Origin of the sequence: Mucilaginibacter polytrichastri (assembly GCF_001911425.1) — a bacterium.
In the GTDB taxonomy this organism is placed as follows: Bacteria; Bacteroidota; Bacteroidia; order Sphingobacteriales; family Sphingobacteriaceae; genus Mucilaginibacter; species Mucilaginibacter polytrichastri.
Genome location: NZ_MPPL01000001.1, coordinates 1,023,793 through 1,035,868, shown reverse-complemented (window position 1 = coordinate 1,035,868; position 12,076 = coordinate 1,023,793). Strand labels below are relative to the sequence as shown.

The following is a 12,076-nucleotide window of genomic DNA, read 5'->3' as shown; positions in this document are numbered from 1 at the left end:
TCCGCACCGTGCCACGGTGATTGGGCTGGACAATCAGGTTAAATTGCGTGGCATCTCCATGACTTCGCCAGATATCCGTGCAGGAGTATCATTATTAATTGCTGCGCTGTCGGCACAAGGCCAATCAACCATCTACAACATCGAACAAATAGAACGTGGCTATCAGCATATCGATACCCGCTTAAAGGCATTAGGTGCAGATATTACACGCATTTAAGAAATCATATTATAAATAAGAAAAGCGTCCCGATGCAAGCCGGGACGCTTTTCTTATTTAAAGAACTCTCTGTTACATCATACTGGCCAGCATTAAGCCGCTCATCACAATCATTAAACCATCTTCAATAATGGTAACAGTGCTCATCGGCAAGTTAAATACCGAGCCTAGGCAAGCACAGCGGATAACCTTTTTATTAAGCACACTTTGCAGCACACCGATAATGCTTACCGTCATCACCACAATAGTAACCAAATTGGTAATAACAGGGTTTAAATCCATTGCGTAGGCCAAACCCAATGCCAATTCTATTAGTGCATAAATGTAACCCCAGCTTTTAAACTTGCGGGCAACCACATCGTACATGGCGTAGCTTTCGGCAAAACCGTCCAAGTCAAGCATTTTAAAGAAAGAGAAGATCAAAAAGAAGCCGGCCATAAATACCCGCATGGCCAGTAACTCATCAAAACCCAATACGGTTGAACCCGCTATCAGTGAAATTGTCAGGATATACCCAAAAATCAGCAGGATTGGCTTGTAAGTAGCGGCCCAGCTTTTGAGCTGTTCTTCTGCTATACCCGGGGCAGGCATGGCAACATTTGATTCTGTTAGCTGGTATTTTTGATAATCCTTGAGCGCACTTTGCAATGCAGAAGTTGTTACATGCTGATCCATCGCAATGCGGGCCTCTCCTGCCATTAAGTCGACATCTACTGTAGTTACACCGGGAACGCCCGAAAGTAGTGTTTGTACTTTATATTGGCAGCCGGCGCAAGTCATGCCAGTTACGTTATAGGTATGTTCCATTGTTAAATTTTAATTTGATTACAAATTTAAGCTACACGCAGTCCCGTAGTATTATAAAATTTGTGGATTGATTTATAACATTTACAGTTCTTCGATATTGCGCCGCTTGTTTGATCTGATAGCTTTGAAATAGCCCGGCGTCAGTCCGGTCACTTTTTTAAACTGGCTCGAGAGGTAGGCGGTACTGCTATAACCCATCCGGTGCGCAATATCGTTGATCGAAAGTTCATCATAGATCAACAGTTCTTTAATCTTTTCTATCTTTTGATTAATATAGAATTTCTCAATAGTACTACCCACTGCTTCAGAGAACAGATTGCTGAGGTAATTATATTCATAGGGCAGTTCGCGCGTGAGATGGTCAGACAAATTAATTTCCAGCGGCCCCTCACTGTAATGCACCAACTGAACAATGAGGTTTTTAACCTTCTCTACCAGTCGGCCTTTGCGATCGTCTATCAGTTCGAATCCTAAGTGGTGCAAGTGTTTATCCAACGAGGCTAATTTATCAGCATCCGGCTTTTCTGCTATTTCTACCTCACCTAATTCGATATGGGTAACATGGTAACCTTCGGTTTGAAGTAAATTATTGACTGCCGTAATGCAGCGTTTACAAACCATATTCTTAATATGCAGCGTACTCATAAATCTTAGTAAAGGTACAATTATCTAAATACGGATTTCTTATTTAACTTTAGCTCGAACCAATAACACCAGATGCCATATAGAAACCGCAAGCCTACCTACGGAAATTTTATTTTAATTTTTGTGGGGATCAAGATCCTCTTCAACCTGCTTGCTATTTCGCACTTTGGCTTTCACCGGGATGAGCTGCTGCACCTTGCTCTGGGCGACCACCTGGCCTGGGGTTACAAAGAGGTTCCGCCTTTCATTGCTTTCCTGGCGGGCATCATCAACCATGTATTCGGCAGTTCTGTAGCGGCTACACGTATTTTTCCTACCCTGTTTGCCGCCATGATGGTTTGGTTTACCGGCAAATTGGTGGTAGAGTTTGGCGGCCGGCGGTTAGCCATTACTATAGCTTGTTTAACATTGATCTTCTCTCCCGCCTTTGCAGGCAGTGATTATTTGTTTCAGCCGGTTGTATTTGATCAGTTTTGGTGGCTGGTAACCGTATGCTTGCTGGTTAAATATTTAAACACCCGTAATGTAAACTACATGTATTTGGTGGGGGCGGCGGTTGGCCTGGGTATACTAACTAAATACACCATGCTGTTTTTTGTAGTGGCCTTAGTTATTGGTTTACTGATTAGCAAGCAACGTAAAGTACTTTGGAGCAAACCATTTTTAATTAGTGCGCTAATAGCCTTTGTAATTGTACTGCCTAACTTTATATGGCAGATAACCCATCACATGCCGGTATTTACCCACATGTCGATGCTACAAAAACAACAGCTTGAGTATAACAATCCGGCTGATTTTATAGAACAGCAATTCTTATTGAATGGTGTAGGATTATTTGTATGGGTTATCGGTTTGATTTTTTTATTTGCATCTTACAAGCTACGCAAATACATTTTTTTAGGAATAGCCTATTTGCTCGTCTTTTTATTTTTATTAAAGATGAATGGAAAAAGCTATTACCTTTTCCCTGCCTACCCCATGTTGTTTGCTGCCGGTGCATATATGTTGGAACGCTGGATAAAAACCAGCTGGCGTTTTCTGCGCGGTGCAATTATTATATTGCTGACGCTGCCTAATCTGGTGTTTTTTCCGTTGGCTTTACCGTTTCTTACATTAACAGAAACACTGGCTTACACCAAATGGACTGTAGAGAAAATGCCTGTCACCAAATTCATTGTTACTTGGGAAGATAAAAAACAACACCCGCTCACCCAAGATTATGCCGACATGCTGAGCTGGGAAGAAATGGTAGCCAAAACTGCCAAAATATACTTCAGCTTATCGCCCGAAGAACAAGCACACACCATAATATTTGCCGATAACTACGGTGAAGCAGGTGCGTTTCAGCACTTTGGACCGAAATATCATTTGCCGGCCATTGTTTGTTTAAGCAGCAGTTTTGCGTTATGGGCTCCTGCTACCATAGCTCCGCAAAACCTGATTTATGTAAGCGATGATAAAGATGTAAGCGACCTAAAACCGGTATCGGCAAGTATTGAGTTGAAAGATGAAATAACCAATCCATTAGCACGCGAATATGGCACTGGTATTTTCCTACTTAGGGGCATGAAACCAGCTATTACTAAAATTTATGAGAAAAGCTTGAAAGAAAAGCTATCGAAATAGATTTGTTAATTAGATAATTTGTTAATTGTTTACCTGCTTGTCATTCTGAGTGCCAACGAAGAATCTTCTTCGCCCTGTTGAGTATTGATGCAAATCGAAGAAGATCCTTCACTACGTTCAGGATGACAAAAAGGGAATTTTGCCGCGTCTTTACGCTCCTTACAGCAATGACACAAAGCATAATAACTCAAAAAAGGTGTCATACTTCCGTATAACACCTTTTCTTAAATCATTTGTACATCTGCACATTCAACAACCTATCCGGCCATTGCGTTAATAATATCATACTGGGTAATAATCTCAATCTTACCGTTGTCATCTTCTACCAGTACGGCTATGTTTTCGCGGTTGATCATGGATGATATTTTATCGATCGATGTATTCAGATCCACAAACGGAAACGGCGTTGTGGTAATGGTTTTTACCGGGGCCGATTTTAATGCTCCGTTTTCTAACAGGGCATCCAAAATATCACTTTCGGTTATCTTACCTATTACCATACCTTGCTGGGTTACCGGAATCTGTGAGATATTGAGCGTTTTAATGGTATTTATAGCCTCCAAAACAGTTTTCTCGGAGTCGATGGTCACAATCTCTGAGGTTTCTTTTTTCTTCAGGATATCGCGTGCAGTCAGCTTTTCGTCTTTCAGGAAACCGCGCTCACGCAACCAGTCTTCATTATACATTTTGCCCAGGTAACGGGTACCATGGTCAGGGAAAATGATGACAACTACATCGCTCTCCTTAAACATATCCTTCATTTGCAATACACCCGCAACTGCCGAACCTGTAGAGTTACCTCCAAAAATACCTTCGCGTAAAGCAATTTCACGGGTCATTAAGGCGGCGTCCTTATCGCTTACTTTCTCAAAGTGATCGATCAGGCTGAAATCAACATTCTGTGGTAAAAAATCTTCGCCAATACCTTCGGTGATGTATGGATAAATCTCGTCTTTATCGAAAATACCGGTCTCTTTGTACTTTTTAAATACCGATCCGTAAGTATCAATACCCAAAACCTTAATATCAGGGTTCTTTTCTTTTAAGTATTTAGCCGTACCGGATATGGTACCTCCTGTACCCACACCTGCTACCAGGTGGGTAATTTTGCCTTCGGTTTGCTCCCAGATCTCGGGGCCGGTTTGCTCGTAATGTGCCTGTGAGTTAGACAAATTATCATATTGATTTGGTTTCCACGAGTTAGGCACCTCACGCTCTAAACGCGACGATACCGAGTAATACGACCGTGGATCTTCGGGCTCAACATTCGTTGGACACACAATAACTTCGGCACCAAAGGCACGCAAGGCATCAAATTTTTCTTTAGATTGCTTATCCGTACTGGTAAAAATACACTTGTAACCCTTAATTACAGCAGCTATAGCCAGGCCCATACCGGTATTGCCGGATGTACCTTCAATAATAGTACCTCCTGGTTTCAGGCGACCATCGCGCTCGGCATCCTCTATCATTTTAAGGGCCATACGGTCCTTAATAGAATTGCCGGGGTTGGTTGTTTCGATTTTAGCCAAAACGGTAGCCGGTATATCCTTTGTAATTCTATTTAGTTTAACCAGCGGCGTATTGCCAATAGTTTCGAGTATATTATTGTACCACATATAAGTGCAAAGGTGCAAATAGGCATTGAATAATCAATACCTATTTGACTAAAAGTATATTAAAATGATAGACTTTTTATCCTAAAATCTAAGGTGTTTAACGGTAAGCCCGTTGTTAATCAGTTGCTTTAATGATTCGATACCAATCTTTAAATGTGTTTCCACATAGCTTTCTGTTACCTTCGAGTCACTCTCGGCAGTCTTAACGCCTTCCGGAATCATCGGTTGGTCTGATACCAGTAACAATGCCCCTGTAGGGATCTTGTTGGCAAAACCCGTAGTAAAAATAGTTGCAGTTTCCATATCCACAGCCATGGCACGCAGGGTTTTCAGGTATTTTTTAAACTCTTTATCATGCTCCCAAACACGGCGATTGGTGGTGTAGCAGGTACCCGTCCAGTAATCCTTACCAAAATCGCGCATGGTGGTTGATATGGCCTTTTGCAATGCAAATGATGGCAGTGCAGGTACTTCTGGCGGCAGATAGTCGTTTGATGTACCTTCGCCCCTGATGGCCGCTATTGGCAAGATCAGGTCACCTACATTGTTCTTCTTTTTCAGGCCGCCGCATTTACCTAAAAATATTACGGCTTTAGGTTTAATGGCGGTTAGCAGATCCATTACTGTAGCTGCTACCGAACTACCCATACCAAAGTTGATAATGGTAATGCCATCGGCAGTTACGCTTTGCATAGGTTTATCTAAACCCATTATCGGCGCATCATTGTGCCAGGTAGAAAATAGTTGTAAGTACTTTGAAAAGTTAGTCAGGATAATGTACTGACCAAAGTTATCCAGCGTACGGCCGGTGTAGCGCGGTAGCCAGTTGACCACAATTGCTTCCTTAGTTTTTAGTCCGGATTTAACGGGTGATTGAACTTCTTTAACCTGGTTGGTTTGTTCAACAATTGGATTCTTTTTTGCTTCGATTTCTTCGTTCATAATGCCTCTTTTAACGTTGCCTCTCACCATGAGAGGGCTTTTAACCTACAATGCCCTCTCTGGGTAGAGAAGGCTATTTATCAATAAAGATAAGTTTATTTTGAGCGCCCTAAGGGCCTTGTTTGAAAAGTTAATTTGTGGGAAACACAAACTTTTTATACAACAAACCCCGGTGTCTTGCGGCACCAGGGCTATTTTTGAATGAGACAAATATACTAAATATATTCGATATTTTTTAGCTTAAGCTACTTTTAACTTTTTAAGATCTGATTTTTCAAACTGCTCATGCGCATAATCTAACGTTACGTTCAGGCGTTTCACATCCTTTTGAGACGGGAACTCGAACATGGCATCAATCATTATCGCTTCGCAAATTGAACGTAAGCCACGTGCGCCTAATTTAAACTCCATTGCTTTATCAACAATAAAATCCAGCACATCTGCTTCAAAATCCAGCTTTACGCCTTCGTAATCAAACAGCTTTTTATATTGTTTTAACAACGAGTTTTTAGGCTCAGTTAAAATATTATGCAATGCTTCGCGATCAAGCGGATTTAAATAAGTAAGGATAGGCAAACGGCCAATCAGCTCGGGTATCAAACCAAAAGATTTAAGATCCTGTGGGGTGATATACTTATAAAGGTTTTTCATATCAACCTCACCGCCATCGTGCTTCAACTTGTAACCCACTGTTTGGGTACGCAAACGGTTAGCAATTTTCCGGTCGATACCATCAAAAGCGCCACCGCATATAAACAAGATGTTGCTGGTATTCACCGTAATCATTTTCTGATCCGGGTGTTTACGGCCACCTTGCGGCGGTACGTTAACCATAGTACCTTCCAATATCTTTAGAAGCGCCTGTTGTACGCCTTCTCCAGATACATCACGGGTAATAGAGGCATTATCGCTTTTGCGTGCAATTTTATCAACCTCATCTATATATACAATGCCTTTTTCGGCAGCGGTAACGTCATAATCTGCAGCTTGCAGTAAACGGGTAAGGATGCTTTCTACATCTTCGCCAACGTAACCTGCTTCTGTTAATACGGTAGCATCACAAATACAAAACGGAACGTTTAATACTTTGGCTATAGTTTTTGCAAGTAAGGTTTTACCTGTACCGGTTTCACCAACCATAATGATGTTTGATTTTTCAATCTCAACTTCATCTTTTTCTACGCGTTGGTTTAAGCGTTTGTAGTGGTTATAAACCGCTACTGCTAATATCTTTTTAGCATCGTCCTGCCCTATTACATACTCGTCCAGGTGCGATTTTAACTCGGCTGGTTTAAGCATGGTTGGTGCCGAAGGAGATGCCTTTACTTTACGTACTTTCAGTTCCTCGGCTAAAATCTCATTGGCCTGGTTAACGCATTTATCACAAATGTGTGCATCAAGCCCCGCTATCAGCATCAGGGAATCCTGTTTACCGGCGCCACAAAATGAACACCTGATTTCCTTGCTGTTCTTATTCATCTGAAAATGGTTTTATATCAAAAATAATAATTCTGCGCTACAAACGCAACTTCACATATCAATAACAATAAACTGCAAAAGCAGCTTATTGTTATTGTTTATTTGATTTTATTTTTCGTGTGCGCCACGTAAAATCTCATCAACCATACCAAATTCTTTTGCTTCTTCAGCAATCATCCAATGGTCACGGTCTGATGCATCCCAAACTTTTTGGTAAGGTGCGCCACTGTGTTTAGAGATAATTTCATACAATTCAACCTTCAGTTTCTGGATCTCACGTGCAGTGATCTCGATATCTGAAGCTTGGCCTTGTGCGCCACCCAACGGTTGGTGAATCATTACGCGTGAGTGTGGTAATGCTGCACGTTTGCCATCGGCACCGGCACATAATAATACAGCTGCCATAGAAGCTGCCATACCTGTACAAATGGTAGCTACATCGTTAGATACAAATTGCATGGTATCATAGATACCTAAACCTGCATATACCGAGCCACCCGGAGAGTTAATGTAGATCTGGATATCGCGTTTAGCATCGGCCGATTGTAAAAACAGTAATTGCGCCTGGATAATGTTGGCAATGTTTTCATAAATGGCATCACCTAAAAAGATGATACGGTCCATCATTAAACGAGAGAAAACGTCCATTTGTGCTACGTTTAACTGGCGCTCCTCGATAATGTAAGGCGTCATATCAACCGGGCGATGAATAGCGGTGGGCATCATTTTGTGCTCAACACTCGAAATAAATTTATCTACAAACAGGCTGTTTATGCGGTGATGTTTAACGGCATATTTTCTGAACTCGTCTTTATTAATATTATTCATAAAATCTGTGATTAAGTAATTACTGTTAATAGTGGTAAATATAGTTTTTAGGCTGACAGTTTTTTAACTCCCGGCCTATTTTTACATAATTGTTAAGTGCCTGTTTGTATTTGTGCCACTCGGGCTAAATCGAACTATTAACGCGGCGCTTATAACTAAGTTTTTTATAAAAAATAAAAGCAACCAGATTGCTCTGGTTGCTTTTATGGTGTTTAGCTATTTTTTAACGTTTGCTTATGCTTCTGCAAGCTCAGAAAACGCTTTAAAAGTGATCTCTTTTTTGTTTAGCGTAATTATTCCTTTCAGATAATCTAACACTTTAATAGCTTTTGCTTCTTCGAACATGCGGTTAGCATTTTCTTTATCCTGCAAAAACTGTACAGTGTATTGTGCTAATTGCTCCTCGGCCAAAGGCTGAGGGCTATACATACGGAACTGTGCATCAAGCTGACGTTTTGCTTGTTCAAAAACTTCTTTGTACTCAATCTTTAGATCGTTGTTGGTTACCACTTTATTGGTAATCAAAGTCCATTTCAGGTTTTTAGCAAAATCATCGTAACCACCGGCTAATTCTTCGTCGGTTAGTTTTTCGTTGGTTGCTTTCAACCAGCGTTTTAAAAACTCGTCTGGCAATTCGAACTTAATTTTTTCAACACTGTAATTATAAAGGTCGTTCTGCAGTTTACGATCTGCATCCTGTACCATCATGCTTTCCAGCTCTTCGGTAATTTTAGTCCTAAACTGCTCTTCGGTAGTTACATCAGTACCTTCACCAAATATTTTATCAAAGAACGCCTGATCAAGGTCGCTTTCGTCTAAACGGTTAACATTTTTAACAGTTAAACGGAAGTTAGATTTAAGATCAGCAGCTGCATCTTCTTCGATCTTTAACAGACCGGCAATTTTAGCAGCATCATTGTTGTATGCTTTTTGAATATCAAATTCAACAACATCATCTTTCTTTAAACCGATTAATGATGCTTTTATTTTTTCATCCAGAATCTGCTCTATCCGAACAGAAGCCGTCTGCGTAATACCATCTTCAAAAACAGAACCATCTGGCGAAAGTTGAACTAATTCGCCATAAAGAACGTCACCATCTGCCGATACGTCAGGGTTTGTCATTTTTCCGTAGCTGCGACGCAGATTTTTAATACGAGAGGCTAACGTTTCGTCATCTACCTTAATCACGTACTGGTCTAGCTTATCATCTTTAGAAAACTCAACACTAAACTCGGGAGCCAAGCCTACTTCGTAGTTAAACTCAAAATTATCGTTAAAATCCCAATTGTATTGCGGGGTACCATCTACTTTAGGTAGCGGCTGGCCTAATACTTCCAGTTTTTCTTCGGCAAGGTATTTATTTAATGTATCTGATAACAGGTTGTTAACTTCATCAAGCAAAATGCTTTTACCATACATCCTTTTTACGTGAGAGGTTGGTACCATACCCGGGCGGAAACCAGGCACTTTAGCCTTCTTGGCCTGTTCTTTTATCGCTTTATCAACACGTGGCTGGTAATCTTCAGGATTAAGGTTAATGGAGATAATAGCATTAAGCTTACCTGTTTTTTCCTGTGAGATGTTCATCTTATTTAACGGAGTTATGTTTTTAATTTATTGCCAACTGCCAAATGCAGCCAGATTTTCGAGGCGCAAAAATAAGGATTTTTTTTGATAGATGGGATTGTGGAAAATATTTCGATTTTGGATTTACTTACCGTTTGTCATATTGAGCGGCAGCGAAATATCTTATTCGGTTTGTAAGCCGAATAAGATATTTAAGAAAATTCTTCCTTCGTCAGCATGACAATCTACAAACCAGTGCTAAAAAAGCATTCTCTCATTCGTGCCATCACTTCTTCGTGAGGTCTTCCTTGCCCTTTAGCTTTTTCAATGGCTTGCTTTACTTCATCAGGGAGTTGGTTCCAAAAGTCTTCTTAAGTAGTCGTTAACATAAGGCAGTTTTTACTATAACTTAAGATGGAATGATAATGGTTAAATATGCATATACACTATATAAGATCAACATGGCCGCACACAACAAAAAAATCAAATGTATAATAGTATCAGCTCCTTTAATTTTGAACTGAGTGTGATCTTCTAATGAATATTGAATTTTAACTTCCTTTTTAACAGCATATTTTTGAGGATAATAGCCATCACGACTTTTAGAAGTAATCCATTCTCCTTCTGTAGTTTTAAATTTTACTACAGGGTAATAATATTCATTCCCTTCAATTCCTTTCTCCAATTCTTCGTCAATAACTAATCCGTTTGTTTCTACAGAAATAGAAAACATTTTATTGTCATTCCATTTTCTGGCCAACACAAACACAATTAGAAAAACCCCACCTAAAAAGGAATACAAAATGTTAGAATCAACGTTAAATTTCATCAGTTAGTTTGTCATCCGATTTTAATCAACCTTAGTCACCTTCGAAGCACCCGATTTATCATTCTGAATATTGGCTGGATTACCTTTGTATTTAACGTCTGACGCACCCATTGTATTAATTTTAAGATCTTTCAACACGTTAATTTCACTATGGCTGGCGCCTGCGGTTTTGATGCTGTAATCGCCTACCACAAAATCAAAAGCGTGGAGTTTGCTGCTACCCGTTAGCGATACCTTGTAAGCTGCAGCCTGGCCCGATATAAACAACTCGTTAGCGCCGCTTGCATCTGTAGACACATTGGCTGCACTCAAATCTAGTGTTACTTTATTAGCACCGGCCAGGTTTAATTTAAGGTCTTTTACATTTAAGCGGCCTTCGCTTTGCAGTTCAACAGCGCCATCTGCTTCAATAGCACTTAGGTCACGCACGCCAACATTGACAATTATGGCCGCACTGGCGCAAAAATTCTTTTTAGCATAAATATGCAAACTGCCATCACTTACACCCACCTTAATATACTTAAGCAGGTTATCATCAGCCGTAACGGTAACGCCCATGCTGCTATCCTGTTTAAGGTTTACTTTAAAAGCGCCTTCTATATTTATTTTACTAAAATCGCCCATTTGGCGGGTTTCTGTTTTTTGGTTACCCGAGCCTTGTATACACCTGTTCATGCATGATTGCAATACGCATGTTAAAGCAAGTACGGCTATAAATGAGGAGGTGATTAATATCTTTTTCATGATTGATTGTTTTATATGTTTTAGACCACTGATTGCAAGCCTAAGTTACACCAAAAATAAAAAAAGCCATCAATAATTGATGGCTATGAACATATATGATGAACTTTTTGCAAAGTGTGTTAGCTTATAAACCGGCTACCTGTTCTGCTTTTGCAAAACCATCGTAGCTAACTTTACGGCTTAAGTTGGTAGCTACCAAATTGGCGCTGTTAACTGTGGCAGATTGATTATATTTTAAGTTAAAATCGTTAACGGTACCTGTTAAGTTGGCAGTTGCCTGGTCGTTTACATTAATATTGGCGCTGTAAGCTTCCATATTAAGGTTAGCTGCTGCGTGGTTGTAAAGATTTACATCCAGGTTAATGCCAGATAATTTACCGAATGATTTAATTGATGCATTATCGTAAGCGCTGATGCTTTGTAATTCTGCTGCGGTTACCCAAACTACTAGTTTTTCGTTTTTGTAAGACGAAATGCGCAATACACCATTTTGGTTTTGTACCAAAGCGCTTTCGCTGTAATATTTATCGTATACCTTAACGTTGTCTGTTGCGCCGTCTGATACGTATAGTTCAACGTTACCGCGAACTTCAATTTTGCTGATGTGTTTTACATCTGTTAATACGGTACTAACGTTGTTGCTGTGGTTGGCGGCGAATGTGTTGGTGCTGGTTGCTAATGCTAATGATAACACTGTTGCAATGGTTAAAATTTGAGTTTTCATATGATTGTAATGTTTTGATGATCTTTTAATTTGTAATAGCCTCTGTG

12 protein-coding genes are annotated in these 12,076 nt (G+C 40.1%); 2 read left to right on the top strand and 10 right to left on the bottom strand.

Annotation, left to right across the window (positions count from 1 at the left end):
• A partial coding sequence (locus RG47T_RS26600) for a carboxyvinyltransferase (RefSeq protein WP_494337192.1) occupies window positions 1-217 on the top strand: 217 nt, incomplete at its 5' end.
• A gap of 72 nt (window positions 218-289) precedes the next feature.
• On the opposite strand, the gene RG47T_RS04695 is transcribed toward RG47T_RS26600, so the two are convergent.
• Together RG47T_RS04695 and RG47T_RS04690 are read right to left on the bottom strand one after the other, a co-directional pair.
• A complete protein-coding gene (locus RG47T_RS04695) occupies window positions 290-1,024 on the bottom strand; it encodes a heavy-metal-associated domain-containing protein (RefSeq protein WP_074488356.1) in 735 nt (244 codons plus the stop codon).
• Between the two features lie 81 nt (window positions 1,025-1,105).
• Window positions 1,106-1,669 (bottom strand): helix-turn-helix domain-containing protein, encoded by a 564-nt coding sequence (locus tag RG47T_RS04690; RefSeq protein ID WP_074488355.1) that lies wholly within the window; start codon window positions 1,667-1,669, stop codon window positions 1,106-1,108.
• 72 nt (window positions 1,670-1,741) lie between these two features.
• On the opposite strand from RG47T_RS04690, the gene RG47T_RS04685 reads away from it, so the two are divergent.
• Window positions 1,742-3,295: an ArnT family glycosyltransferase gene (locus tag RG47T_RS04685; protein WP_074488354.1), complete on the top strand. Its 1,554-nt coding sequence runs from the start codon at window positions 1,742-1,744 to the stop codon at window positions 3,293-3,295.
• Between the two features lie 257 nt (window positions 3,296-3,552).
• On the opposite strand, the gene RG47T_RS04680 is transcribed toward RG47T_RS04685, so the two are convergent.
• From RG47T_RS04680 to RG47T_RS04645, 8 genes are all read right to left on the bottom strand, one after another.
• Complete coding sequence (locus RG47T_RS04680; protein WP_074488353.1) at window positions 3,553-4,914, bottom strand: pyridoxal-phosphate dependent enzyme; 1,362 nt, start codon at window positions 4,912-4,914, stop codon at window positions 3,553-3,555.
• Window positions 4,915-4,995: 81 nt separating this feature from the next.
• The gene (locus RG47T_RS04675; protein WP_074493136.1) at window positions 4,996-5,856 is read right to left on the bottom strand and encodes an AMP nucleosidase; all 861 of its coding nucleotides are present in this window, start codon (window positions 5,854-5,856) and stop codon (window positions 4,996-4,998) included.
• A gap of 240 nt (window positions 5,857-6,096) precedes the next feature.
• On the bottom strand, window positions 6,097-7,335 hold the full coding sequence (clpX, locus tag RG47T_RS04670) for an ATP-dependent Clp protease ATP-binding subunit ClpX (protein WP_074488352.1): 1,239 nt from the start codon (window positions 7,333-7,335) through the stop codon (window positions 6,097-6,099).
• Window positions 7,336-7,443: 108 nt separating this feature from the next.
• Entirely contained in the window at window positions 7,444-8,163 is a 720-nt protein-coding gene (clpP, locus tag RG47T_RS04665; protein ID WP_074488351.1) for an ATP-dependent Clp endopeptidase proteolytic subunit ClpP, read from the bottom strand.
• A gap of 234 nt (window positions 8,164-8,397) precedes the next feature.
• On the bottom strand, window positions 8,398-9,753 hold the full coding sequence (gene tig / locus RG47T_RS04660; RefSeq protein ID WP_074488350.1) for a trigger factor: 1,356 nt from the start codon (window positions 9,751-9,753) through the stop codon (window positions 8,398-8,400).
• 388 nt (window positions 9,754-10,141) lie between these two features.
• A complete protein-coding gene (locus RG47T_RS04655) occupies window positions 10,142-10,561 on the bottom strand; it encodes a DUF3592 domain-containing protein (protein ID WP_074488349.1) in 420 nt (139 codons plus the stop codon).
• Window positions 10,562-10,582: 21 nt separating this feature from the next.
• Window positions 10,583-11,305, bottom strand: coding sequence for a head GIN domain-containing protein (locus tag RG47T_RS04650; RefSeq protein WP_083627293.1), 723 nt, complete (start codon window positions 11,303-11,305; stop codon window positions 10,583-10,585).
• Window positions 11,306-11,429: 124 nt separating this feature from the next.
• Window positions 11,430-12,029, bottom strand: a complete 600-nt coding sequence (locus tag RG47T_RS04645) for a GIN domain-containing protein (protein WP_074488347.1) — start codon at window positions 12,027-12,029, stop codon at window positions 11,430-11,432.
• Window positions 12,030-12,076 lie beyond the last annotated feature (47 nt).

Coding starts and splice junctions, on each gene's coding strand:
- RG47T_RS04645 (WP_074488347.1), bottom strand. CDS start 12,029: ATGAAAACTCAAATTTTAACCATTGCAACAGTGTTATCATTAGCATTA.
- RG47T_RS04685 (WP_074488354.1), top strand. CDS start 1,742: ATGCCATATAGAAACCGCAAGCCTACCTACGGAAATTTTATTTTAATT.
- RG47T_RS04680 (WP_074488353.1), bottom strand. CDS start 4,914: ATGTGGTACAATAATATACTCGAAACTATTGGCAATACGCCGCTGGTT.
- RG47T_RS04695 (WP_074488356.1), bottom strand. CDS start 1,024: ATGGAACATACCTATAACGTAACTGGCATGACTTGCGCCGGCTGCCAA.
- RG47T_RS04655 (WP_074488349.1), bottom strand. CDS start 10,561: ATGAAATTTAACGTTGATTCTAACATTTTGTATTCCTTTTTAGGTGGG.
- RG47T_RS04650 (WP_083627293.1), bottom strand. CDS start 11,305: ATGAAAAAGATATTAATCACCTCCTCATTTATAGCCGTACTTGCTTTA.
- clpX (WP_074488352.1), bottom strand. CDS start 7,335: ATGAATAAGAACAGCAAGGAAATCAGGTGTTCATTTTGTGGCGCCGGT.
- tig (WP_074488350.1), bottom strand. CDS start 9,753: ATGAACATCTCACAGGAAAAAACAGGTAAGCTTAATGCTATTATCTCC.
- clpP (WP_074488351.1), bottom strand. CDS start 8,163: ATGAATAATATTAATAAAGACGAGTTCAGAAAATATGCCGTTAAACAT.
- RG47T_RS04690 (WP_074488355.1), bottom strand. CDS start 1,669: ATGAGTACGCTGCATATTAAGAATATGGTTTGTAAACGCTGCATTACG.
- RG47T_RS04675 (WP_074493136.1), bottom strand. CDS start 5,856: ATGAACGAAGAAATCGAAGCAAAAAAGAATCCAATTGTTGAACAAACC.